The organism is Microbulbifer guangxiensis (assembly GCF_021729075.1).
GTDB classification, from domain to species: Bacteria; Pseudomonadota; Gammaproteobacteria; order Pseudomonadales; family Cellvibrionaceae; genus Microbulbifer; species Microbulbifer guangxiensis.
In genome coordinates this window covers 132,905-156,809 of record NZ_JAJSAQ010000006.1, presented here as the reverse complement: position 1 = coordinate 156,809, position 23,905 = coordinate 132,905, and the positions used below count along the sequence as shown (strand labels likewise).

18 protein-coding genes and 1 tRNA gene are annotated in these 23,905 nt (G+C 58.1%); 9 read left to right on the top strand and 10 right to left on the bottom strand.

Annotated elements, in window-relative coordinates:
- Window positions 1–85 precede the first annotated feature (85 nt).
- The 10 genes from LVD12_RS13910 to LVD12_RS13865 all read right to left on the bottom strand — a co-directional run bounded on the left by LVD12_RS13910 (window position 86) and on the right by LVD12_RS13865 (window position 15,883).
- Window positions 86–1,747: a peptide ABC transporter substrate-binding protein gene (locus LVD12_RS13910; RefSeq protein WP_237068334.1), complete on the bottom strand. Its 1,662-nt coding sequence runs from the start codon at window positions 1,745–1,747 to the stop codon at window positions 86–88.
- A gap of 42 nt (window positions 1,748–1,789) precedes the next feature.
- The gene (locus LVD12_RS13905; RefSeq protein WP_237068333.1) at window positions 1,790–3,319 is read right to left on the bottom strand and encodes a peptide ABC transporter substrate-binding protein; all 1,530 of its coding nucleotides are present in this window, start codon (window positions 3,317–3,319) and stop codon (window positions 1,790–1,792) included.
- A gap of 116 nt (window positions 3,320–3,435) precedes the next feature.
- On the bottom strand, window positions 3,436–5,088 hold the full coding sequence (locus LVD12_RS13900; protein WP_237068332.1) for a peptide ABC transporter substrate-binding protein: 1,653 nt from the start codon (window positions 5,086–5,088) through the stop codon (window positions 3,436–3,438).
- 139 nt (window positions 5,089–5,227) lie between these two features.
- Complete coding sequence (locus LVD12_RS13895) at window positions 5,228–6,682, bottom strand: peptide ABC transporter substrate-binding protein (RefSeq protein WP_237068331.1); 1,455 nt, start codon at window positions 6,680–6,682, stop codon at window positions 5,228–5,230.
- 231 nt (window positions 6,683–6,913) lie between these two features.
- Window positions 6,914–8,548 (bottom strand): peptide ABC transporter substrate-binding protein, encoded by a 1,635-nt coding sequence (locus tag LVD12_RS13890; protein ID WP_237068330.1) that lies wholly within the window; start codon window positions 8,546–8,548, stop codon window positions 6,914–6,916.
- Between the two features lie 31 nt (window positions 8,549–8,579).
- Window positions 8,580–10,247 carry a peptide ABC transporter substrate-binding protein gene (locus LVD12_RS13885; RefSeq protein ID WP_237068329.1) on the bottom strand — a complete coding sequence of 556 codons (1,668 nt, stop codon included), beginning with the start codon at window positions 10,245–10,247 and terminating at the stop codon, window positions 8,580–8,582.
- On the bottom strand, window positions 10,240–11,784 hold the full coding sequence (locus LVD12_RS13880; protein WP_237068328.1) for a peptide ABC transporter substrate-binding protein: 1,545 nt from the start codon (window positions 11,782–11,784) through the stop codon (window positions 10,240–10,242). The genes LVD12_RS13885 and LVD12_RS13880 overlap by 8 nt, the downstream gene beginning before the upstream one ends.
- Before the next feature lie 128 nt (window positions 11,785–11,912).
- Window positions 11,913–13,628 (bottom strand): peptide ABC transporter substrate-binding protein, encoded by a 1,716-nt coding sequence (locus tag LVD12_RS13875; protein ID WP_237068327.1) that lies wholly within the window; start codon window positions 13,626–13,628, stop codon window positions 11,913–11,915.
- A 292-nt stretch (window positions 13,629–13,920) separates the two neighbouring features.
- Window positions 13,921–15,600 (bottom strand): peptide ABC transporter substrate-binding protein, encoded by a 1,680-nt coding sequence (locus LVD12_RS13870; RefSeq protein ID WP_237068326.1) that lies wholly within the window; start codon window positions 15,598–15,600, stop codon window positions 13,921–13,923.
- A 207-nt stretch (window positions 15,601–15,807) separates the two neighbouring features.
- Window positions 15,808–15,883: transfer RNA gene (locus tag LVD12_RS13865), tRNA-Arg, on the bottom strand.
- A 470-nt stretch (window positions 15,884–16,353) separates the two neighbouring features.
- Here LVD12_RS13865 and LVD12_RS13860 point away from each other — a divergent pair.
- The 9 genes from LVD12_RS13860 to LVD12_RS13820 all read left to right on the top strand — a co-directional run bounded on the left by LVD12_RS13860 (window position 16,354) and on the right by LVD12_RS13820 (window position 23,904).
- The gene (locus tag LVD12_RS13860; protein ID WP_237068325.1) at window positions 16,354–16,536 is read left to right on the top strand and encodes a PA3496 family putative envelope integrity protein; all 183 of its coding nucleotides are present in this window, start codon (window positions 16,354–16,356) and stop codon (window positions 16,534–16,536) included.
- A gap of 315 nt (window positions 16,537–16,851) precedes the next feature.
- Complete coding sequence (locus LVD12_RS13855) at window positions 16,852–17,196, top strand: STAS domain-containing protein (RefSeq protein WP_237068324.1); 345 nt, start codon at window positions 16,852–16,854, stop codon at window positions 17,194–17,196.
- 11 nt (window positions 17,197–17,207) lie between these two features.
- Window positions 17,208–18,938: a SpoIIE family protein phosphatase gene (locus LVD12_RS13850; protein WP_237068323.1), complete on the top strand. Its 1,731-nt coding sequence runs from the start codon at window positions 17,208–17,210 to the stop codon at window positions 18,936–18,938.
- A gap of 75 nt (window positions 18,939–19,013) precedes the next feature.
- The gene (ccmA, locus tag LVD12_RS13845; protein ID WP_237068322.1) at window positions 19,014–19,694 is read left to right on the top strand and encodes a cytochrome c biogenesis heme-transporting ATPase CcmA; all 681 of its coding nucleotides are present in this window, start codon (window positions 19,014–19,016) and stop codon (window positions 19,692–19,694) included.
- A gap of 49 nt (window positions 19,695–19,743) precedes the next feature.
- Window positions 19,744–20,400 (top strand): heme exporter protein CcmB, encoded by a 657-nt coding sequence (gene ccmB, locus LVD12_RS13840; protein WP_237068437.1) that lies wholly within the window; start codon window positions 19,744–19,746, stop codon window positions 20,398–20,400.
- 16 nt (window positions 20,401–20,416) lie between these two features.
- Complete coding sequence (locus LVD12_RS13835; protein ID WP_237068321.1) at window positions 20,417–21,181, top strand: heme ABC transporter permease; 765 nt, start codon at window positions 20,417–20,419, stop codon at window positions 21,179–21,181.
- A gap of 4 nt (window positions 21,182–21,185) precedes the next feature.
- On the top strand, window positions 21,186–21,410 hold the full coding sequence (gene ccmD / locus LVD12_RS13830) for a heme exporter protein CcmD (RefSeq protein WP_237068320.1): 225 nt from the start codon (window positions 21,186–21,188) through the stop codon (window positions 21,408–21,410).
- A gap of 62 nt (window positions 21,411–21,472) precedes the next feature.
- Window positions 21,473–21,922, top strand: a complete 450-nt coding sequence (gene ccmE, locus LVD12_RS13825; protein WP_237068319.1) for a cytochrome c maturation protein CcmE — start codon at window positions 21,473–21,475, stop codon at window positions 21,920–21,922.
- Window positions 21,919–23,904 (top strand): heme lyase CcmF/NrfE family subunit, encoded by a 1,986-nt coding sequence (locus tag LVD12_RS13820; RefSeq protein WP_237068318.1) that lies wholly within the window; start codon window positions 21,919–21,921, stop codon window positions 23,902–23,904. Before ccmE ends, LVD12_RS13820 begins: the two co-directional genes overlap by 4 nt.
- Window position 23,905: the final 1 nt, after the last annotated feature.

The following is a 23,905-nucleotide window of genomic DNA, read 5'->3' as shown; positions in this document are numbered from 1 at the left end:
GGTAATATCCTCGATGGGAATGGTAAAAGGACAGCATCAACTTGAAGCTCCCATTTCCACGCCCGCATTGGTTGTCTGGCCCGCCTTACTTCCCGAAGGACAGGAACTTGCTCGCAGGTATGGTCAATTGCGTCGTCTCGTATCCCTGGATTTCCGGACTCACCAGCCGGTATTGACCCATCTGATAAATAGGAATGAAGGGCATTTGCTCGGCGAGGATCGCCTCTAGCTGGGAGTAGATCGCCTGCCGTGCGCCAGCATCCAGCGTGGAGGTGGTCATGGCCGCCAACGCCTCATACTCGGCATGACGGAAGTCCCCAAAATTCTGGAAGCCGCGCTCGGATAGTTGCTGATACTGGTTCGCGGGTTCCGGGCCCTGTTGTTGCTTGAAGATGGCTACATCGAACTGCCCCGCCAACAATCGCTGGTTCCGGACCTGCCATTCGACGCCGTCGAGATTAATCTCAGCACCGAGAACCTTCTTCCACATCGCCGCTGCCGCCATGGCGATATTTTTATTTTCATCGCTGGCACTAAAAAGAATCGAGATTTTTAGCGGGTATGACTTGCTGTACCCAGCCTGGCCGTACAGCTCCTTCGCCCACTGCTCCCGCTCCTGCTCCGGCAGCAGGTGCCACTGCGCCTCTTGGTTGGACCCTAGTGGCACGACACCGATCCCATAGCTGTAAGCTGGTCTGGAGGGCCTGCCCGCAACGCCCGTTGCCATTACCTCCCGATCGAGCGCATAGGCCAGTGCGCGACGAACACGGGGATCATCAAGGGGCGGTTTCGTAGTGTTCACGCTGAGGCCGACAATGCCATCGACAAGGATCTCCTGCATTGCCTGCGGAAATTGCTGCTCAAGCTCCGGAACCCCTTCCGGGGCGACGCCATAGGTGATGTGCAGCTCCCCGGTACGGAAGCGATCCAGCTCCTGCTTGCGGGAAGTAACGGGCAAATACACGACCCGGTCCAGCTGGACATTGTCGTGATCCCAGTACTCTGCGTTTCTTTCTGCTTCGATTCGCCCGTTCACTACCCATTTCGACAGGGTAAAAGCACCGTTGCTGATCAGATTGCCGGGCTTTGCCCATGCCTTGCCATGCCTGGCAATGCTTGGGCGGTGAACCGGAACCAGTGAGGTCCAGGAGGTCGCCCTTACAAAGTTATATAAGGGTTCCGATAGCTCAACTTCCAGCGTCAGGTCATTGATTGCCTGGATGCCGAGCCGATCCAATGGCAGCTCTCCCGCCTCTATCTCTCGTGCATTTTTTACTGGCAAAATCCGGCTGAGACTGGACTCCGGGTGATCCCTGTCCGCTGCTGCCAGCCGTCCCCAGCTGAAGACAAAGTCATGTGCGGTCACCGGATCACCATTAGACCATCGTGCATCTTCACGCAGATGGAACCGGTACACCAGCCCGTCCTTGCTCTCCCAGCGAGCAGCGACGCCGGGTATCACACCGCCGTCCTGAGCCGGTACAGTCAACCCTTCAAAGAGATCCCGTATGACCAGCTGTTGCGGCAGCCCACCCGGGTGCTGGGGGTCAAGGGATGTCGGGCTGGCAGAGTTACCGCGAACGAGTGTCCGACTATTCGAGATCGAATCAGGGCCGGGAATATTGCTGTCCTGCTTGCCCCTTCCGTTCACCGCATCGCCACAGGCGGCGAGGAAGATGGCTCCTGTGGCAAGCAATACCACCGTAAGAGACTGTTCTGTAAGCCTTCTGGTTTTAATTAGTTTCATCGTATCTCCCGCATCCCGCGTGATACCTCGGCGGACATCGTTTCAGTCTGGATATTGCTCTTTGCTGCCCTGAATCCAGAGCGACTTGCTGCTCAGATGGTTCAGCGGATGTGCGCGATAGCCTGCGACATAGGGTTTGGCCAGGCGCGCACTGGTGAACTGGAATAGGGGCGCGATGGGCATATCCTCGGCGAGGATTTCTTCCGCCTGCTGATAAAGTGCCATGCGTTTCTTTTCGTCTTGCTCATGCTTGCTTGCGTTCATCAGCGCATCAAATGTCCTGTTGGCGTAGCCGCTTGAGTTGGTTCCCGCTCCTGTGAGCATCAGGTTGAGCATGGTCGAGGGTTCGATGTAGTCGCCCCACCAGGTGCCGGTGGCCACCTGGAAGTTGCCTTCGTCCAGGTTTTTCAGATAGACCTTGAACTCCTGGGCAGCGCCCAGTGTTGCTTCGACCCCGAGTACGCGCTTCCACATTGCTGCCAGGGCGATGGAGATCCTGCCGTTGCCGATCATTTCAATGTGTAGTGGATTGTCGGCTGAATATCCGGCTTGCTCATAGAGTTCGCGCGCGCGCTCTTCACGCTCTACCTGCGTCCACTGACCCCAGCCAGCTTCGAAATCCGAGTTCCCAAGGTACCCCGGGGGCGTCAGCGTGAAGCTCGGCACCTCACCGGTTCCCATAACCTGTTGCGTGATAGTTTTACGATCAATGGCATAAGCTAGGGCCTTGCGCACACGCGGGTCATTGAGGGGCTGATGACGGGTGTTGAACCAGATAAACCTTGTACCCAGAAAGGGTTCGAGGTGGAGATGGTCTGGGAATTCCTCGCGTAGCCGTGATATCTGACTCTCGGGAATCTGGTAGGTAATGTCGAGTTCGCCGGCAAGGTAGCGCTTGAGTTCGGCAGCTGCATCTCGAATCGGCAGGAATGTGACCTTTTGCAGTTTCACGGACTCCCGGTCCCAGTAATACGGGTTGGATTCCAGCACAATGCGCTCATTGACGACCCATTCCGCAAGCTGGAAGGGGCCATTGCCCACGTGTTTGCCGGGGCGGGCCCAACCATTGCCGTGTTTACGCACGGTGCGCGCGGGGAGCGGGAATGTGCTGGTGTGAGTCAGCATGTCCACGAAGTAGCCTGTGGGCTCTGACAGAGTGACCTGCAGGGTATGGTCATCCAGCGCGGCGACCCCCAGTGACTCTGGTTGTACCTCTCCGCGGTTGATCGCCGCGGCGTGCGCAATGCCCGCAGCCCCCAGATACCAGCCATAGGGCGAGGCCGTTGCCGGGTCCACCAGCCGCTGCCAGCTGAAGACGAAGTCATGTGCGGTCACCGGGTCGCCGTTGGACCAGCGCGCATCGCGCCGTAGGGTGAAGGTATAGGTGAGCCCGTCTGCTGTTTCCCATCGCTCTGCCACAGCGGGTGCCAGCTCTCCGTCAGCGTCGACACTCACTAGGCCCTCGAGCAGGTCGCGGTGGATGTAGATCTCGTTGCCCATCCCGATCTGCGGGTCGAGCGATGTCGGTTCGTCGTAGCTGCCGCGTACTAGCTCCTGATCAATTGATGACATGTTCCCTGTTGATGGGCCCGCGATATCCGGATTCTGGGGTTCGCAGCCGGTCAGGAGGGATTGAAAACCCAGTATGACAATAAGAGAAAGCACAGATGTGTTTTTTGAGTGGCGCATCATTTTGGTTCCCCAATACTGATATCCTTGCTTGGAATAGTGTCGAAGGGTGACTGCCAATAGCCGCTCACACGGGGCTTGACCAAGCGCGCAGACGCGGTCTGGTATAGCGGCACGACTGGCATTTCCTCTGCGAGGATGCGCTCGGCCCGGTTATACAGTGTGCTTCGACGCTCGCTGTCGAGCGTCCTATTGCCCTCTGCTACCAGCGCATCAAAGCGCGCATTCGCGAAACCGCTCCAGCTATCGCCGCTCCCGGAGACGAGCCTGCCGATCATGGCCGATGCATCGAGATAGTCAGCGCCGAAACTGCCGAGATTCACTTCATAGTCACCCTGTTCTCCTGCAACGTAGATGGCCTGCATCTCCCTAACGTCGACCCGCGCACGGGCGCCAAGCACATTCCTCCACATGCTCACTATGGCGAGGGCCTCCTTCGGGTAATCCCCGCTGGCGGGGGTGAGCAGGGTGACTTCCAGCGGATTGTCTTCCGAGTACCCTGCACTTGCATATAATTCCCGCGCGCGCGCCTCACGCTCTGCCTGGCTCCACTCGGCCCAGCGCAGCATTTCCGGTGTAAAACCATGCAAACCCGAGGGAGTGAAATGAAAAAGCGGGCGCTCACCCAGCCTTCTGCGTGACTGGGTCAGTATCGTTCTGTCTACGGCATAGGCCAGCGCTTTGCGAAGCTTCGCGTTATCAAACGGTGGCCGCGTGATATTGAACTCCAGCACCCTCGTGGCAAGCCTCTCGCTTGAGAAGAATTCTTCGTTATGAATTTCTCTGATCCTGTCGACCTGTGCCATAGGGATCTGGTAGGAAATATTCAGTTCATCGGCGAGATAGCGTTTAGTCTCCGTATTTGATGATGGAATCAACAGGTAGATTACCTGCGACAAAACCGTATCTTCGCTGGCAGAATAATTCTCATTTTTGGCCAAGACTATCTTCTCGTTGATCAACCATTCTTGGAGCTTAAAAGGTCCATTGCTGACGCTATGCTCTGCGCTAGTCCAGTTGTTGCCATGTTTCTCTATAGAGCTTCGGTGAACTGGAAACGTCATGCTTTTAGCGAGCAGGTGCGGGAAATAGGCTGAGGGGCTGTCCAGTGTGACACGAAGAGTATGCGGGTCGAGGGCTTCGACCCCCAGGCTTTCAGGTGGCCTGACGCCGCGCACGATGTCTGCCGCATTTAAAACCCCTACATTGATGAATTGCGTTACGTGGGGGGAGCCCGTCGAAGGATCCATTAACCGGCGCCAGCTGTAGACAAAGTCGCTCGCGGTCAGCGGGTCGCCATTGGACCAGAGCGCGTCCATCCTGAGGTAAAAGGTATAAACACGGCCATCCTCGGATTCCCAGCGCTCGGCAACCGCGGGGATCAGATCACCTTCCCGGTTATAGGACAGAAGGCCCTCATATGTATCGAGAATGACGTGGATGCCTGAATTATTGACTACATGCGGATCCAGTGAGGCCGGCTCCGAAAACAGGCTTCGGGTCAGCACTTGCTGTTCTGCATTAGGGGGCACTGCTGGCTCAGGGGGTTCGCCGGAGGATCCAGAGCGGGAGCAAGCGGTGAAAATCAAAAGCGCGGCCAGTAATGCGAAACCATTGCACCAGCGCTCTCCCAATGACAATTTCCATTCCATAGAGCTAATACTCTCGTCAGTATGCTTACCTGGTTGTCTTTACTGTAAAAAGCACGGCAGCTCCCGAAAGACACACTGTCGCGATAAGGGCATAGACGGGTGCTATGTGAGGCCAAAGGAGGAGTATGCTTTTCATGGTCTATGTGCCTCCCTGATCGCTGGTTTGCCCATCATCTGCAACCCAGAGGTCTTTGCTGTATACATAGCTCAGCGGATTCGGCTTGTAGCCTTGCACATGGGGCTTGACCATGCGCGTGAGGGCGCCCTGTAGCAACGGGATAAACGGCATGTCTTCGGCCAGTAATAGCTCCGCCTGCCGATAAAGAGCGTTGCGATGCTCGGGCGCCACGGCCTCCCGAGCTGTCTCGATCAGGTCGTCATACTCAGGGTTGGAGTAGGCACTGGGGTCCGGGGCTGTTGAGACCAGACCAGCGAGAAATGCTAGCGGCTCACTGTGGTGTGCCTCGTAGACATAAATCGAGATGTCGAAGTCCTGTTGTTGCAGGCGCTCGACCAGGGTCTTCCAGTCATAGCGCTCCAGCGCAACCTTGGCGCCCAGCACTTCTTCCCACATGGCGGCGGTGGCAAGTGCATAGCGCTCACTGCCACCATCCTTCAGAACCTGCATCCGAACTTCCAGCGGATTCTCCGGACCATATCCAGCCTCTTTATAGAGGGCCTGAGCATGCGCTTCACGTTCTGATTGCGGCCAGCGCTGCCACTCAGAGTTTCTTAAGACGTTATCGGCGCCCATTTGCGGTGAAAGGGTATACGCGGCTCGCGCCGAGAGTCCCGCAACCTTGTCTGCCATGACGTCCCGGTCGATTGCGTAAGATAATGCCCTGCGTAGTCGTTCATCAGTGAAAGGTGGCCGCAGTGTATTGACAGTCCATCCAGAGGTCACCAGTGTCGGGATGATGGTGAGTTGGTCTGGGTACTCGGCCATTAACCGGGACAACTGGTCATTCGCGACGCTACTGGTGATGTCTATTTCACCGGCCAGGTAGCGATTCAGTTCGCCGCTCGTGGGGGAGGTGGGCAAGTAGGTCACTCGGTCGAGCTTGACCTTTTCGGCGTTCCAGTAGTGGGGGTTGCGGCGTAACTCGACGCGCTCATTGACGGTCCACTTATCAAGAATGAAGGCTCCATTGCCCACAAAGCGTCCGGGCTTTGTCCAGTAAGCCGTGTACTGCTCCACGGTCGCGGGGTGCAGCGGCAGCGCACAGGTACGACCCAGCATGGAGACAAACAGCGCATTCGGTACCTCCAGCGTAACCTCCAGAGTATGGCTATCCAGCGCCTTTACCCCGAGATTTACCAGTGGCTCGTTGCCCAACTGGATGGCTCGCGCATGCTCGATCCCGGCCTCCGTCAAAAAGCTGGCGCAAGTGGAGCCGGTGCCTGGGGCGGCGAGTCGCTGCCAGCTGTACACGAAGTCGCTGGCCAATACCGGATCTCCGTTGGACCAGCGGGCGTCGTCCCGCAGGTGGAAGGTAAAAACGCGGTTGTCTTCGGAGGCCCAGTGTTCGGCCACCGCGGGCTCCGCCTTGCCCGCTGGTGAGATAATCACCAGCCCCTCCAACAGGTCACGCATAATATTGCCTTCGAAGTTTGCGTGAGCGCGGTGGGGGTCCAGCGTGCCCGGCTCGACAGCATTGCCGCGAACCAGGTGTTGACTGGTGCGTTCAGCCGGTGATCTATCCTTTAGTGCGGCATTATCACCAACATCACTGCAGTTCGTGATTACGGTGCAAGCAGCTGTGATAGACAGGGCTCGAATCCATTGATACGCCATGTAGAATTTTCCTTTTCCATCGATGTAGCGTTATTTCTCAGCCAGCCAAAGGTCCTTGCTCAATGGCAAACGGGTGTGATTGGCCTCTACACCATTAACGTGTGGTTTGATTAGTTTTGGCTTCCTGACATGGCTGATTGGGATAAAGGGCATTTCCTGAGCGAGGAGGGACTCCGCCTCGATATAGTATTCTCGGCGGTTATGTTCGTCTTGCGCACTTCTGGCGCTGTGGATCAAATCCGCAAGATTGTCGCTGCTGTAATGATCATTACTGATGCAGCAGGAAGCATAGATTTCGGCAGGCTCCTTGAGCTGGGTACCATGCCCCCAGTGGATCAGTTCAAAGTCAGCATTTTGGAAGCGTTCGACCATGGCTTTGAATTCCTGCTGCTGAATTGTCACTTCAGCCCCTAGAATCTCTCTCCACATTGCGCTGGCAGCCAATGCCAGCTTGGTGTTGTTTTCGGATCGGGTATAGCTCAGCTGAACTCGAAGGGGATTTTCACGAGAGTAGCCAGCCTCGGAGAGCAGCTGGCGGGCACGATCTTCCCGGTGTGCTTGAGACCATTGCTGCCATTCTGGCTTTCCTGTTGGTAGTTCAAGTAACTCTGGTGGTGAGAGCGTGTAGGCATCCGGTTTACGGACGTTGAAGAGCCGGCTGTTGATCGTGTGCCTGTCTAGCGCATAAGCTAGCGCCCGGCGGACGAGTGGGCTGTCAAGCGGTGGTTTCTGCGAATTGACCTGGAAGCCAAAGACGCCGTTGGGCCTTACCCATGCGATCTCGTCAGGCAACTCCGCCTGTATCTGGGGAAAGTGGTCGTCTGGTAGACTTGCGGTAATGTGCACGTCACCGGCGATGTAGCGCGTCAGTAGCGCGGTATTACTTCCGCTGAGGTAGGTCACCATGTCCAGCCGCACATTGCCGGCATTCCAGTAGGTGGGATTTCGAGCCAGGGCGATCCGCTCACCGATTTTCCTCTCTGAGAGGCTGAAGGCACCATTACCTACAAAAAACTCCGGGCGTGTCCATGCATCAGCGTGTTTTTCTATGGTTTCCTCGTGTAGCGGTAGAAAGCATTTGTGCGTCAGTAATTGAAGGAAGTAGCCCATGGGCCGTTCGAGAGTGACGGAGAGGGAGTAGGGGCCTTTTGCCTCGACAGCCAGAGTCTGTGAATCGACTTCTCCATTGGCGATTGAGCCTGCATTGCCTATCCCAGAATCGGTAAAGTACTTAATACAGGATGAGGCAGTTCTTGGGTCGACAGCGCGCCGCCAGGCGTAAATGAAATCTTGGGCAGTGACTGGGTCTCCATTGGACCATTTAGCATCTTGGCGTAGCTTGAAATGATAGGTCAGCCCGTCATCGGTAATCCAGGACTGGGAGACCCCCACAGCCATGCCTCCGTCCTGCGTTGGTACTACCAGTCCTTCTAACAGGTCTTCCAATGCTTCTGATTGCAGCATGGCTTTGTGCGGGTCCAGCGAGTCCGGTTCGAGAACAATACCGCGTACCAACTCCTTTATCTGACTATCCACTGGTGCGCTCGAGACCTGTTCAGGATGTATATCTTGATTTTTGGACTCGCTGCAGCCAACAAGGTAGCTAAAAGCTGCCGTCAGACAAAGATATTGTAAATACAACATCGTGCGTGATTGGGCGGGCATAGTCGTTTCTCTATGTGTCTGTATGAATGTTTCAGTGCTGGCGGGGTTCAACCCACAAATCGCGACTGTAAACATGGCCGATCATGTTCGGCTCATATCCTCGCACATGGGGCTTGACAAGCACTGCTTCAGTTTTGTGATAAAGGGGAATTGCTGGCATATCTTCGGAAAGTATTTGCTCCGCCATAGCATATTGGGCTTGTCGATCGTTTGTGTCCTGTTTGCCTGTGCTTAGCTGCAACACCCGGTCATAGTCTGGGTTGTTGAAGCCGGTGAGATTTAGCCCTGCAGTACTCAAGAATCCGTTTAGCATGCCTGAAGGCTCGTTGTATGTGGCATGGAGTCCTGAACTGAAAAGATTGAAATCCCCATTTTTGATATCTTCCATCAACGCTTTTCCATCGGTGTTCTTAAAGTCGACTTCAACAGGAAGAGCCTTTTGCCACATGGCCGCGAGTGCTAGTGCCATTTTCTTGTTATGACTGCTGGAGATATAGCTAAAGGAAAAACGTAAGGGGGAGTCTTTTGAGTAGCCGGCTTCAGTCAATAGATTCCGGGACTCTTCCTCTCGTCGACTCTGAGGCCATTCAGACCAGTCGGGTGTGAATAGTCTCCTTCGGCTGGCGTTCGGCGGCACCAGACTGTATGCGGGTATATCCCCCCGTTGCCAAAGTTTCTCTGTGATCAAATCCCGATCGATAGCTAGAGCCAGAGCTCTTCTAACCTTGACGTTATCTAGGGGCTTTTTGGCAGTATTTATCTCGAGGATCTTTGTTTGCAGGGTAGGATACATAACAATCTCCTCATGACGCTCTTGACGTAATGATGAAATCATTGAGGTGGGAATTCCTGCGGTTATGTCGATTTCACCAGCGAGATAACGATTCAGTTCCGCGCTCTCCGAGGCGATAGGAAGGAAGGTAACTCTATTTAGGCGAACATTTGAAAAATCCCAGTATAAGGGATTTCGAGCAAGTTCAACCCGTTCGTTGATTCGCCAAATATCGAGAGTAAAGGCACCATTCCCCACAAGATTGCCCGCCGAAGTCCAGCTTTCACCATATCTTGATATTGTTTCTTCGTGGACTGGGTAGGTTGCGCTATCGACCAGTGTCTGCAGGAAGTAAGAAACGGGGCTTTCCAGTGATATCTCCAGGGTATGGCTATCGATCGCGCGGATACCAAGATTCTCTACGGGTAACTCACCCCTACTGATTCTCGCTGCATTGAGCACCTTGATGTCGGATAGGTAGCTTCCGTGGGGTGAGGCGGTAGCGGGGTCGACTAATCTTTGCCAACTGTAGACAAAGTCATTGGCGGTAACTTGATCGCCATTTGACCATCTGGCCGTTGGCCGTAGATGGAATACATAGGTTTTACTGTCCGGCATTTCCCAGTTGGATGCGGCGGCTGCGCGAATTCCCCCTCCAGGTGCTGCGGCTACCAGGCCCTCGAAGAGATCTCTGATAATATTTGGATCCATGCCTATGGCATGATGCGGGTCCAGGGAAAAGGGTCCGGAGTAATTGCCTCTCACCAGTTCTTGACGATTTTTCGGCTGGTCTGGTTCAGCAGTATTATGTGGCTGGTCCAGCGACGAGGGATCGTTTCGTTCACATCCTGACAGTAGCGCGAGCGAGCAGGCCAGTGCCAGCCAATAGCGCTGTATCGAAGATTCATGAGCATGATGTCTATTCATCAGGTCGGGCCTCTTGCTCGGTAAGTGGCGTGTTTGTCGCGATCCACAAATCCTTGCTATACGGTTGGCCAAAGGGGCTTGGGGTAAACCCGCGCACATGGGGCTTCACCAGCCTGGGGTAGGCCCGGTGCACCACGGGGATGAAAGGGGCATCCTCAGCCAGTATCCGCTCGATTTCGGTATAGACTACCGCGCGCTCAGCGCTCTCTTGCATTGAGCGAGCGCTCTCCATCAGGGATCGAATCTGCTCACTGTGGTAGCCAGAACGCGCGGTCTGTTCGGCGATGAACTGGCTTAGAACAGCAGACGGGTCGCTGTACCAGGCGTTGTAGCCCATGATGCGCATGTCGAACTTATCTGAGGCGCTTTCCGAATCAAATGCCTTCCACTCCAGACCCTGCAGCTCGACCTCGAGCCCCAAGATCTTCTTCCACATCGCCGCTGCGGATAGCGCGAACTTTGCATTGGTATCGGCGTTGATGTAGATCAGCCGCAGGTTGGACGCCGGTTGCTCGCTCAGTGCCTCCTGGAGCAGCTTGCGGGCATACTGCTCACGCTGTTCCTGGGCCAGGTCAGTACTTGGCACTGTGGGGGGGATAAAGTCGGGAAGCTCCGCCGAGTTAAAGCTGTATGCTGGCCGGTTGCCGATACCATATACCTTGTTCGCAATGACGTCCCGATCGAGCGCGTAGGACAGGGCCTGGCGTAGCAGGGGGCTTGTGAGAGGTGGTTTGTGGGTGTTGAATTCAATGCCCAGGGTTGTGAGGCGTGGGTGAACTACTACTTCATTACTCGCCTGCCTCATGAGTTCGGGCAGTGCCGCATCGGGGATGCCTGAGGTAACGTCCACCTCACCGGCACGGTAGCGGTCCAGTTCTACCTTGTCGGAGGTGATGGGCAGGAAGGTGACATTTTCAAGCCGGACGTTGGCATTGTCCCAGTAGTGCCGATTGCGGCTGAGCACGACTTTTTCGTTCACGCTCCACTCTGCCAGTACAAACGGACCGTTACCCACATAGCTTTCAGGCCTTGCCCATTGTTCGCCGTGAGCCTCTATGGTCTCCTTATGGAGCGGGGCGAAGCAGGGTGAATGCAGCAGCTTTGGGAAGTAGGGCAAGGGTTTTTCAAGGCGCACCTGCAGTGTGTGTGCGTCGATGGCCACTACCCCCAGTTGAGCTGGTGGTATGTCTCCGCGAATAATCGATGCTGCGTATTGGATGCCTGTGTTCCTGAATCCTTCAGCGCAATAACTGGCCGTCTGCGGGTCTGCGGCACGCTGCCAGGCGTAGACAAAGTCCCATGCAGTCACAGGATCGCCATTGGACCAGCGTGCGTCTGTGCGGAGGTAAAAGCGGTAAGCCAGGCCGTCATCGTGTTCCCAGCGGTCGGCGGTGGCAGGTACCACGCTGCCATCCGCGCTCATTGTTACCAGGCCTTCCAGCAGGTCCTGGATGATGGTCGCTTCATAGGCGATACCCATCTTGTGTGGATCGAGGCTCTGGGGCTCCGCGTCATTGGCCCGCACTAAAGCTTGCATGGGCTGTATTGGTGTCTGCGCCTGTGCGGATGTGTCACCGGGAGCTGCCGCCTGTTCGTCCCTCTTTGAACACCCGGAACTTAGGAGGATTAGAGTGAGGCCAAGTGCCACCGGGATTCTGAGATTGTTCACAACTGTGCTCCCTGCCTGGCAGCTTCTTCCTGTGGTTTACCGGGGGTGTTGCCCTCGGTGTTGATCCACAAATCCTTGCTGTACTGGTATCCAAGGGGGCTAGGTTGGTAGCCGCGCACATGGGGTTTTACGAGCCTGGCGAGACCTCGGTTGTAAAGGGGGATGAAGGGCATGTCTTCGGCGAGCAGGTACTCTGCCTCGGCATAAAGCTCCGCCCGGACAGATTTATCTTGTTCGCTGATGGCCTGTTCCAGTAATTCATCAAACCGGGGATTACTGTAACCGTTCGTAGTTGGCCGACCGGTTAACATTCGGCTCAAGACATCAGATGAATCCGGATAGCTAGCCCCGAGACCACGGGTAGAGAGATCGAAGTCACGCTGTTCTATCAGCGGGATAAGGCTCTTCAGTTCAAAACTTTGTACCGTAGCTTCTGCCCCAAGTACCTCTTTCCACATGGCGGCAGCGGCGAGCAGCATCTTATGGGTGTCGTCGTTGTTCTTGTGAAATACGCGGAAGCGAAGGGGGTTTTTCAGGGAGTATCCAGCTTTGGTATAGAGTTCGCGGGCCAGCCTCTCCCTTTCGGTTTGGGATTGCCTCAACCAGGGATGGTCCTGGCCGGTCTCTGCATGAATTGCAGCTGGCGTTAGGCGATAGGCCGGACTGCCGGTTTTTAGCACTTTATGAACCAGCAGCTCGCGGTCGAGAGCAAGTGCCAGTGCCCTCCTTACATCCGGGTTGCCAAAGGGCGGCTTTGTGTGGTTGATCTCGATTCCAAAGGTGCTCGGCTGCACCAGCTCAAGCAGCTCGTCTGGCCGTTTGCGGCGTAGATTCTCAATCTGTTCGGACGGAGCGCTATAGGTAATATCGATTTCATCTGCGAGATAGCGACGCAGCTCTGTGTGGGCTGAGGCGATGGGAAGGTAAGTAATCTTCTCCAGGTGTACCTTGTCAGCCTCCCGGTATAGTGGATTGCGCTTGAGAATCAGCGATTCGTTGACCGACCAGGATTCCAGTAAGAAAGCGCCGTTGCCAACGAAGTGTTCAGGTCCTGTCCAGCTCGAGCCGTATTGCTCGATGGTGGGCAAGTGCAGGGGCAGGAAACAGCGGCTGATTAGCGCCTCGACGAAGTAACCAACCGGCTGTTCTAGCGTAACCTCCAGGGTATACGCGTTGGTTGCCCGGACGCCAATTTGTTCCGGCGGAAGTTTTCCCTCAACAATGCTCTTCGCATTCGCGACCTTGGTATCCACGAGCTCCTCGGCACAGCGGGAGGCTGTTACAGGATTGACCGCTCGGCGCCAGGCGTAAACAAAGTCCGCAGACGTTACTGGATCACCATTCGACCATTTGGCATCTCGCCTCAGGTGGAATGTGTAACGCTGAGCATCTGCTGTCACCCAGCGCTCTGCCACCGCTGGGATCAGCTCGCCGTCCGCACCATGCAGTACCAGGCCTTCCAATAGGTCACGGATCACTACTGTGTCATTCGAGCTGCTGCTGTGGTGAGGGTCCAGAGAGACGGGCTCGTGGTAGTTGCCGATGATCACTTCCTGACGGGTGGGAAGCGTTGCTAGTGCGTTCGTCGCGAATGCGTGACGGGAATCATTTTGTTCATTCCCGCAGCTAGCAAGCAATAGGGCGGTTAGTGGGATTCCAAATAGGGGAATGCCCAAGCAGGCTTTATGGGAATAATAGCGGTGGGAGTACATAGCGCCTCTGTGCAGAGTGATGTAAGCGGCCCGGATAAACCCCGTTACCACCTACCTCTGCCGGAGGAGCTCACTTTTCAAATACTTTGGATTAGTGAATCGTAAAGATGCTTCTGTCCTGATGTCAACGGGATGGTTTTGGCGCTTAGTGACAGCGAGGGTTCGTGGGCGGGTGAGGTCATCAGGTGTGGCTTTTGCCGCCATTTCGGGTTGCCATTCAAGCTGCTCATCATGGAGCACCCGCAATTCCTCTGCGAAAGGCACTTCCAAAAAACTTTTATGTCGCCAATTGCTATTCCAATGGCGGCTGCACGTCCGTTTGAATTGCCAAATCCCTGCTATAGCGGTAGCCCAGTGGGCTGGGACGGTAGCCCATAACATGGGGTTTAATCAGTCTGGCAACACCCCGGTTATAGAGGGGTATGAAGGGCATGTCTTCGGCGAGTAACTGCTCGACGCGAGCATACAACTGCATGCGGAGGTGTGGGTCCAGCTCTGCCCGGGCCTGATCGAGTAGGTCGTCGACGGCCGGGTTCGCATAGCCGTTGGCGTAGGGAGTGCCGCTGCGCATCCCCGACAGGGTGGCGGATGAATCAGGATAAACAGCTGTGCGTCCGCGAGTGGCCAGATCATAGTTTCCCTCCTGTACCAAGGGAACCAGGCTTTTTAGCTCAAAGCCCTGTACGCTCGCCTCGGCGCCGAGTACCTGTCTCCACATGGCGGCTGCGGCGAGGAGCATCTTGTGGGTATTGTCGTTGTTTTTATGGAAGATGCGAAAGCGCAACGGATTTTCCCGGGAATAGCCAGCGCGGTTATAGAGTTCCCGGGCTAATGCCTCACGTTCGGCCTGTGTTTGGCTTGCCCAAGAAGGATCAATGTTGGCATCTATGCGAATCGCAACAGGCGTGAGGTGATAAGCGGGTTCACCGATCTGGAGTACCTTGTCTACCAGTAGCTCTCGGTCGAGCGCGAGCGCCAACGCACGACGTAGATCCTTGTTATCGAATGGTGGCTTACCCTGGTTGATTTCTATCCCGAAGGTCATTGGTTCCAGCAGTTCGAGTAGCTCGCCCGATCGCTCGGTGCGTAGACTGTCGAGGTGCTCGGATGGCGCTGTGAAGGTTATATCGATTTCGCCAGCCAGATAGCGACGCAGTTCAGCGTGCGTTGAGGCTATGGGCAGGTATCTGACCTGTTGCAGGCCGACTTCTTCTGCGGCCCGATAGGACGGGCTACGAGCGAGCACCAGTGATTCATTGACTGTCCATGCCCTAAGAGTGAAGGCGCCATTGCCGATATAGTGCCCCGGGCGCGTCCATGCTTCCCCGTGCTGTTCGATTGCCGGGGCATATAGGGGTAGGTAGCACGGAGTAATCAGCAGGCTGGTGAAGAAGCTCAGGGGTTGCTCAAGAGTAATTTCCACTGTGTGTGGACCTGCCGCGTGAATCCCCAGGGCCTCTGGTGGGCGTTCGCCAGCTATTATCGCGGTCGCGTTGGCAACCCCGGAATCCGCCAGTGCTTCGGCACAACCTGAGCCTGTGGCCGGATCCACCGCGCGGCGCCAAGCGTAGACGAAGTCTCCAGCGGTCACCGGTTCGCCATTGGACCAGCGGGCGTTACGCCTCAAGTGAAACGTATAGTTACGCGAGTCCCTCGATTCCCAACGCTCCGCCACCCCGGGGATCAGTTTTCCATCGGCACCATGTAGAACCAGGCCTTCCAATAGATCGTTGAGTGGGGCCAGATCCGTGAAACCGGCAACGAAATGCGGGTCCAGAGAGGTGGGTTCGGCGTAGTTGCCGATGACCAATTCCTGGCGAGGGTCAGGTGAGGGAAGAGCGCTGTCGGTTAGTGCTTGGCGGGCATCGCCCTCTTCAGCGCCGCAGCCGCTCAGGAGTAGGAGGGCTAAAACGGGACTGGCTAGCCGGTAGTATCGGGAGGCTGGACGGAGATAGAAATGATGGGAGTACATGGCGCCCCTGTATCAGAGTTACGCAAGCGGACCGGATAAACCCCGTTACCACCTACCTCTGCCGGAGGAGCTTACATTTCGATTTTTTTCAACTAAGGAATCCTAAGGATGGCGCTGTTGTTGTGTCAATGCACTGTGGCTTGCCTTTGGGTGACTGGGTTGGGCTGGCAGAAGAAAAAAGCGACTTTGGCTGACTGGGGAGGAATTTGGCGCCCCCGGCAGGACTCGAACCTGCAGTCCGGACTTAGGAGGTCCGTGGTTTATCCCGTTAACCGACGGGGGCGAAGACTGGCTTTTGGCGACAAGGCGGCGGTGCCCGGGGTCGCGGAGGGGGTACATTCTAGCGTCACCCGCTGCCCGTGTCATGGGGCTCAAAGGGTTGGGGGTGTGGTAGGTGTTCGGGGACTCTTTGCCGGAGAAGTTCGGATGGGCGGGTGCCTCTCTCGGCTGGTGTAACTCGTGGTAACAGCTGGGGCAGAAGGGTAACGCATGCACAGACTCCGATTCTTCACGCCGAAGCAGAGAAACTGTCGCCATTTCGTCACGGAATAGCGCTATTTTGGCGCCAGACGGGGCGTTGGAATGAGGAAGTTTTTCCCGCCTTCTTGACGTGCTTTCCGGGGGCAAAAAAAGTTGTTTCCTAGTCGAAAATTTTTCTTGACCGGGCCTCGCGGAGCTGATTAATCTGCAGTGGAACAACAAAAACGACAAGGGTGTTTCTGCTTTTTGCAGATCGAGATTGTGGAGTTTCGTATGAGCGGCAACGTTAGCGAAAAAGACTTTGATTTTGATCACGATGACATCCCCCAGATTGCCAACGAGATCCTTCGTCAGGCAACTTCCCAACCACCCACGGATGCCCGCCGGATGGTTGAGGACAAGCTGGAAGAAATGCGCCTGCGGCGCGAGTTGATGGACTACGACTTCGAGTTTTGATGAGAGAGCAGGGGGTGCCGGAGACGGTACCCCCTTATCTTTTCCAGCCGGCAAAATCTTTTTGTCGTTTGGAGACTTGAGGGGTTCCTTTTCCCATTCGTTCTATGAGTATGGTGGGTGCTTTACCGGCAGCTGCAGTGGATCTGGCATTGCTTCATGGGCATCGCAGGCCTTTGGCCGGGTGGCCCGGGTAGACGGTGTAGATCCGGAGGGATTGTGGTCTTATCGGCCCATTCCTGGCAGAGACGGTGCCCGCCCAAAATAACAATAATGTAAAGCTCAAGAGTGAAACGGCCTGGGAAAGGGAACTTCCGGATGGCGAATCTCAGATCAGATACTTCGAGGGTCACCTCGGAACTCTCCGCTTGCGGGAGCCACCTGACAATCCGGGTATACGGCCCGTTTAACTTCAATTTGCATCGGGATTTTCTCGATAGCTACAGCAGCCTCCCGCAGCCACCGACCCGTTTCAGCATCGATCTCGCTGAGGCAACACATCTGGACAGCGCCGCCCTGGGCATGCTCCTGCTGCTTCGCGATCATTGCTTTGGTGCAGAGGTGGAAGTCCCTTCGGACGCGGTCACTCTTCTCAATGCCAATGAGCACGTAGCGACGATTCTCGAAGTTTCCAATTTCGACCAGCTGTTCGACATCCGCTGAGCGCGCTTGCCATGCTCAGCCTGATGGTCGTGGAGCCCGCTGAGAGCGAGGCCGACCTGCTCGCCAGTATGCTGCGCACGGTTTCGGAAGATTCCCCCCATCTGCCAACAATGGCCATTGTCTCTGAGCGCTCCATGTCAGCCGCCCTGACCACTTTTGCCACGAGTAAACCCAATCTGGTGCTGATCGGTCCGGGTGCCGCGGCGGATGTTGTACCCAGTGACCTGGATCGACTGCGGGCGCTCGCCGGTATGGAGCCGATTCCCACCATTCTCGCAGGAGGGGACCGGGATGAGCTGCTGGACCGCGCGCTGGCGCTGGGAGCGGATGAGACCCTCGCTGCGCCCTATGACTTGAGGGAAGTCCACCTCAAGCTGTGTGCACTGGCAAGGCTTGCACGATTCGGTGCATCGCTTCTGGGCCAGCGGGACCGGATTCGCCAGAGTCATGACGGCCTGCTGGGTGAGCAGGCATCGGTGCGACGAATGTTCGGTAACCTGAGCCGTGAAAGCTGTCTCAACGAGAGCTCCGCAATTCGTCATCACCTTTCCCCGCAGGCGCTACTGAATGGTGACGTTGCCGCAGCTGCCTGGGGGCCCGGTGGCAAGCTGATCATGCTGCTTGGGGATTTCACTGGTCACGGACTGGCAGCTGCTGTCGGCACGGTGCCTCTCACCGCTGCGTTTTATTCGATGGTTCCCAAGGGCTTTGCTTTGCCCCGCATTCTGCAGGAGCTGAACAGCAAGCTGCACCGGCTGCTGCCGGCCAACATGTTCTGCTGCGTGTTGTTGCTGGAACTGGATACGCACAAGCGCCGACTGCGCATCTTCAATGGCGGGATGCCGGGCGCATGCCTGCGCAGGGCCTCTGGCCGTGTCCGGCAGTTCGAGTCCCGCCAGTTGCCGCTCGGCGTGCTGGCGGAACTGGATGTGGCACCGGCCATCGTCCATGTGCCTGTAGAGAAGGGCGATGCGCTGTACCTGTGGAGCGACGGCTTGGCAGAGCTGTACTCTTCTGGCGGTGAGCCGTTTGGGCAGCGGCGAATCGTGGAGGTAATTACCCGCATCAAAGAGGGGCAGGGGCGCTTCGATGGTGTTCTCGACGAGGCTTTTCGGTTTGCTGCGTGTCAGGCCGACGACCTCTCGCTGGTAGAGCTGGACCTCGATCGGGCAGTCGCGGAGGCGACCTCGCGGGCACCGGTCAGAACGCGGTTGCCCGACTACCGGGTGGGGGAATGGTCTGCCCGGTTCACCCTGGGCCCGGGAGAGCTCCGCGATGCAGATCCGCTGCCGCCATTGCTGGACGTGTTGGCCCAGGCGCCCGGTGCGGCCTGGTTCCGCGACACGCTGACAATCGTGCTGGGCGAGCTGTTCCGCAACGCGCTGGAGCATGGTGTGATCGGTCTCGACAGCAGCATCAAGTCCTCAGAGCAGGGGTTTGCCGAGTATTACCACGAGTTGCACCGTCGGCGGCGCGCCCTGCGGGAGGGCTGGATACAGGTCGCCGTGAAGTGCCACGGACGGGGATCGGGTGGGGTGCTGGAAGTGGTGGTGGATGACAGTGGTCCCGGCTTTCCGGCCAGCTGGTCACGGAGCGGGAGCTATGCCGGACGGGGCCTGCCATTGCTGCGGTCGGTTTGCCGGACTCTGGAGTTGCAATATGGCAGCAGTCGCGTCCGGGCCCTGATCGATTGGGGGCGGCCCGTCGATCGCGGGATACAGGCAGCGGAAAATCCCGCCTGACGCCCTCAAATCAATGCATTTGCCGCCATAGCCGGTATAATGTCGCTCAGTTTTTCATCAATCCGGCACGCCTTCATGATGGCTCTACAGGCTTCACCTTCCCAGTTGCTGCGGGTCCGCCAGCTCTCTTGTGAGCGGGACGGTCGCGTATTGTTCGCTGGGCTCGACTTCGACCTGGGGCCCGGTCAGGCGCTGCAGATCGAGGGGGCCAATGGTGCCGGCAAGACTACCCTGCTGCGCACCCTGATCGGCAGTGCGGGTGATTTTGACGGTGAAATCCTCTGGAATGGCCGTGCCTTCCCGGCAGCACTGCCGGAGCTGCGTGCTCACCTTCTCTATATTGGTCACGGGGCCGGGGTCCGGCGCGGTCTGACACCACTGGAGAACCTGGCCTGGTATGGTGCCGCTCGCGACGAGGCACTGCGGGCACTGGAACAGGTGGACCTGTTCGGGTTTGAGGACAGCCTTTGTCAGCAGCTGTCAGCAGGACAGAATCGCCGCGTGGCGCTGGCGCGCCTGTTTCTGGCCGGTGCACCGCCACTGTGGATTCTCGATGAGCCACTGGCCGCGCTGGACATCGCCGGAGTTTCCGGGTTGCAGGGGCAGATGGCCTGTCACCTGAGCCGCGGCGGCAGCATCCTGTTTACTTCCCACCAGCCGGTAGCACTGGCCGGGTTGCGCACGCTGAACCTGAGTGAGTTCGCGAGTCCGGAACCTGCAGGTTTTGCTGAGGAGACTATCGATGTCCTCGCCTGAAACCGCAGCCCATTCCTTCACGCCCGCTGCCCGCGCCGTGCCGGGGTTCATGCCGCTGTTCCGCAGTGAGCTGCTGCTGGCCCTGCGCCGCCGCGCCGATATTGCCAACCCTCTGCTGTTTTTTGTCACCGTGCTGGCCCTGCTGCCGCTCGGTGTCGGCCCGGAACCCGAGCTGCTGGCGCGCCTGGCCCCGGGGATGATCTGGGTCGTGGCGCTGCTGGCGACCCTGTTGTCCCAGGAGAGCCTGTTCCGCGCGGATTTCGAGGATGGCTCCCTGGAGCAGCTGGCGCTCACGCCGCAGCCGCTGTATTTCGCCGTGCTGGCCAAGGTGGCTGTGCACTGGCTGGTCACCGGGCTGCCGCTGGCGCTGCTGTCGCCGCTGCTGGGCATGATGCTGAACCTGCCCGAGGGTGGCTATCTGTCACTGTTGCTGTCCCTGTTGCTGGGGACGGCGAGCCTGAGCCTGATCGGTGCTGTCGGCGCCGCACTGACTGTGGCGCTGCGGCGGGCGGGCCTGCTGCTGGCGTTGATCGTTATGCCGCTGTATGTGCCCGTGTTAATCTTCGGCACCGGCGCCGTGCAGGCGGCGGTCGACGGCTATGCTTACGGCCCGCAACTGGCCATCCTCGCGGCGCTGCTCGCCGGGGGAACGGCCCTGGCACCGCTGGCGGCTGCGGGTGCGATCCGCATCAGCCTAGACAATTAACCTGGAGGTACGCCCTTTGGCCTGGCAATGGTTTCACCGCTTGGGTTCACCCCGCTGGTTCTATCAGAAGACCAGCGCCTGGATGCCGTGGCTGGCGCTGGCCAGTGTTCTGCTGATCGGCGCGGGTTCCGTGTGGGGGCTCGGCTTTGCGCCTGAAGACGCCAAGCAGGGCAACAGTTACCGCATCATCTATATCCATGTGCCTGCCGCCTTCCTGGCTCTGGCGGGCTACTACATCATGGCCATCAGCGGTGCTATCGGCCTGATCTGGAAGATGAAGCTGTCTTTTGTGGTGATGCGTGCGGCGGCACCGATCGGTGCGGTTCTCACCTTTATTGCCCTCTTCACCGGCGCGGTCTGGGGCAAGCCCACCTGGGGAACCTACTGGGTCTGGGACGCCCGGATCACTTCGATGCTGATCCTGCTGTTCCTCTATATCGGTGTCATCGCCCTGGCGAGGGCGTTCAGTCGTGAACAGGTTGCGGACAAGGCCTGCGCCCTGCTGGCCCTGGTGGGAACGGTCAACATCCCGATCATCTACAAGTCGGTGGACTGGTGGTTCACATTGCACCAGCCGGCCACCATCAAGTTCACCGAAAAGAGCAGTATCGACCCGAGCATGTTCTACCCGCTGCTGACCATGATTATCGGCTTTTACTGTCTGTACGCCTGGACCCTGATGGCCCACACCCGGGAGAAGATACTGCAGCGGGAGTGGCGTACCAGCTGGGTACAGCAGTTGATGCGCGGCAAATCCATGACCGAGAGCAAGGCGGGGTAGGGCGATGCAGTTTCAGTTCGAAAGCCTGGCGGCTTTTCTGCACATGGACGGCCACGGGCCCTTTGTCTGGGCTGCGTATGCCGTGACTTTTGTTGCGCTGGCCGCCCTCGCGTTCCAGCCGCGGCTGCAACGCCGCCGACTGAAGCGGGAGCTCGAACGGCAGCAGCGGATCGAGGCCCGACGCCGTTCGGTGGAGGCACAGCGGTCCAGGGCGGCAGAGCCGGCCTGATGCTGGTCCCGGCGATCCCGTCGGCAAGGATTTCTATTTTTACCCGGAGTTTGTAGATAACGATGCATCCCGTTCGCAAACAGCGCCTGATTCTGGTTCTGGTCCTGGTGGGCCTCTCTTCCGCCGCGGTGGCGCTGGTCACCTATGCCATGCGCAACAACATGAACTATTTCTATGCCCCCAGCGCCTTTGCCGCCGGTGAGGTGCCGTTTGAAAAACGCATCCGCGCCGGTGGCTGCGTAGTGCCGGGCAGCGTGGTGCGGGCCGGTGACAGTCTCGACGTTCGCTTCGCGTTGACCGATGGCAAGGCAGAGCTGGAAGTGGTCTTCGACAAGATCCTGCCTGACCTCTTTGCCGAAGGTGAGGCCGCCGTCGTGACCGGGCGCCTGCTGCAGGATGGCCGGGTGCGTGCGGACCAGGTGCTGGCCAAGCACGATGAAAACTACACCCCGCCGGAAGTGGCCGAGTCCATGGCGGCGGAGGCGAGCTGCGCTGGCGGAGCCAAGATATGATTGCTGAGCTCGGGCACTTCTCGCTACTGATTGGTCTGTTGCTGTCACTGGCCCTGACCGTGGTGCCGATGGCTGGCAGTTATGCCGCCCGCCCATTATGGATGGCGGCGGGCCGGCCGCTGGCGCTGGGGGTGCTCGGCTTTACCGCCCTGGCCTATGTGTGCCTGACCGTGGTGTTCATCCAGAGCGATTTCACCGTGGCCTACGTGGCCCACAACTCCAACAGTATTCTGCCGGTCTACTACAAGATCACCGCTGTGTGGGGTGGCCACGAGGGCTCGATCCTGCTGTGGCTGCTGATCCAGGCCGGCTGGGCGGCGGCAGTGGCCCTCTTCAGCCGCCAGTTGCCGGCAGAGCTGGTCGCGCGGGTGCTGTCGGTGCTCGGTGTGGTGCTGGTGGGCTTCTTCCTGTTTATCCTGCTTACGTCGAATCCCTTCGACCGACTGCTGCCATTCCCGCCCGCAGAGGGTAATGACCTGAATCCTCTGCTGCAGGATCCGGGCATGATCATCCATCCCCCGTTGCTCTACATGGGCTACGTGGGCTTCTCGGTGGCCTTTGCCTTCGCCATAGCAGCGCTGCTGGGTGGCCAGCTGGATTCGGCCTGGGCGCGCTGGGCGCGGCCGTGGACCGCGGTGGCCTGGTCCTTCCTGACCCTGGGTATCGCACTGGGCAGCTGGTGGGCCTACTACGAGCTCGGCTGGGGCGGCTGGTGGTTCTGGGATCCGGTCGAGAACGCCTCCTTTATGCCCTGGCTGGTCGGTACGGCGCTGATGCACTCCCTGGCGGTGACGGAAAAGCGAGGCCTGTTCAAGAGCTGGACCATCCTGCTGGCGATCTTTTCGTTCAGCCTGAGCCTGCTGGGTACCTTCCTGGTGCGCTCCGGTGTGCTGACCTCTGTGCACGCGTTTGCCACGGATCCGCTGCGCGGCGGCTTTATCCTGGGTTTCCTGGCCATCGTGGTCGGGCTGTCACTGCTGATCTTCGCCCTGCGGGCGCCGGCGGTGAGCGCGGGCAGTGTGTTTTCCTTCCGCTCCCGGGAAACCTTCCTGCTGGGCAACAACATCCTGCTGGTTCTGATCATGGGGATGGTGCTGACCGGCACCCTGTACCCGCTGCTGGCGGATGCGCTCAACTGGGGCAAGATCAGCGTGGGCCCGCCGTTCTTCAACCTGTTCTTCGTGCCCCTGATGGCAGTGCTTTGCCTGCTGCTGGGCCTCGGCATTCACGCCAACTGGAAAGACACCCGCTGGGACCGGCTGCTCTCGGTGTGGCAGTTGCCGCTGGTGGTGGCCGTCGTAGCGGGCCTGGTGTTGCCCTTTGTACTCGGTGGCTTCCACTGGGGTGCGGCGCTGGGTGTATTTGTCGGTGTCTGGGTCACCGCGGCGAGCGCGGCGGACATTCTGATTAAGAGTCGCAATGCGCCCAGCCTGGTGGCGGGCCTGCGCCGCCAGCGGGCCAGTTACTTCGGGATGCACCTGGCCCATATTGGTCTGGCAGTTTCCGTCCTCGGTGTGGCACTGACCTCCGTGTACAGCGTCGAGAAGGATGTGCGGATGTCTCCCGGCGATACACACCAGGTAGCGGGCTTTGATTTCCGTTTCGGCGGTGTTCGCCAGGTACAGGGGCCCAATTACCGTGCAATCGAGGGCGTGCTGTTCGCGAGCCGTGATGGCAAGCCGGTGGCGGAGCTGCACCCGCAGAAGCGCAACTACCTCTCCGGTGGTAACACCATGACCGAGGCCGCCATCGATACCGGCCTGTTTCGGGATCTCTATGTGGCCCTGGGTGAGCCGCTCGACAAGGCCAACCCCAACGGGGACTGGGCGGTGCGGCTGCAGTACAAGGCTTTCGTGGTGTGGATCTGGCTGGGCTCGGTGCTGATGGCCCTCGGCGGCGGCATTGCGGTGGCGGACAAGCGCTATCGCAAGGTGAAAGCGGCCCGAGCCGCTGCGGTGGACGGGATACCGGCGGCAGCCTGAT

Excerpts from the sequence above, each read along its gene's own strand:
- LVD12_RS13910 (WP_237068334.1), bottom strand. The coding sequence starts at position 1,747 with ATGAAACTAATTAAAACCAGAAGGCTTACAGAACAGTCTCTTACGGTG.
- LVD12_RS13905 (WP_237068333.1), bottom strand. The coding sequence starts at position 3,319 with ATGTCATCAATTGATCAGGAGCTAGTACGCGGCAGCTACGACGAACCG.
- LVD12_RS13900 (WP_237068332.1), bottom strand. The coding sequence starts at position 5,088 with ATGGAATGGAAATTGTCATTGGGAGAGCGCTGGTGCAATGGTTTCGCA.
- LVD12_RS13895 (WP_237068331.1), bottom strand. The coding sequence starts at position 6,682 with ATGCGTGACCTGTTGGAGGGGCTGGTGATTATCTCACCAGCGGGCAAG.
- LVD12_RS13890 (WP_237068330.1), bottom strand. The coding sequence starts at position 8,548 with ATGCCCGCCCAATCACGCACGATGTTGTATTTACAATATCTTTGTCTG.
- LVD12_RS13885 (WP_237068329.1), bottom strand. The coding sequence starts at position 10,247 with ATGAATAGACATCATGCTCATGAATCTTCGATACAGCGCTATTGGCTG.
- LVD12_RS13880 (WP_237068328.1), bottom strand. The coding sequence starts at position 11,784 with ATGCAAGCTTTAGTGCGGGCCAATGACGCGGAGCCCCAGAGCCTCGAT.
- LVD12_RS13875 (WP_237068327.1), bottom strand. The coding sequence starts at position 13,628 with ATGTACTCCCACCGCTATTATTCCCATAAAGCCTGCTTGGGCATTCCC.
- LVD12_RS13870 (WP_237068326.1), bottom strand. The coding sequence starts at position 15,600 with ATGTACTCCCATCATTTCTATCTCCGTCCAGCCTCCCGATACTACCGG.
- LVD12_RS13860 (WP_237068325.1), top strand. The coding sequence starts at position 16,354 with ATGAGCGGCAACGTTAGCGAAAAAGACTTTGATTTTGATCACGATGAC.
- LVD12_RS13855 (WP_237068324.1), top strand. The coding sequence starts at position 16,852 with ATGGCGAATCTCAGATCAGATACTTCGAGGGTCACCTCGGAACTCTCC.
- LVD12_RS13850 (WP_237068323.1), top strand. The coding sequence starts at position 17,208 with ATGCTCAGCCTGATGGTCGTGGAGCCCGCTGAGAGCGAGGCCGACCTG.
- ccmA (WP_237068322.1), top strand. The coding sequence starts at position 19,014 with ATGATGGCTCTACAGGCTTCACCTTCCCAGTTGCTGCGGGTCCGCCAG.
- ccmB (WP_237068437.1), top strand. The coding sequence starts at position 19,744 with ATGCCGCTGTTCCGCAGTGAGCTGCTGCTGGCCCTGCGCCGCCGCGCC.
- ccmD (WP_237068320.1), top strand. The coding sequence starts at position 21,186 with ATGCAGTTTCAGTTCGAAAGCCTGGCGGCTTTTCTGCACATGGACGGC.
- ccmE (WP_237068319.1), top strand. The coding sequence starts at position 21,473 with ATGCATCCCGTTCGCAAACAGCGCCTGATTCTGGTTCTGGTCCTGGTG.
- LVD12_RS13820 (WP_237068318.1), top strand. The coding sequence starts at position 21,919 with ATGATTGCTGAGCTCGGGCACTTCTCGCTACTGATTGGTCTGTTGCTG.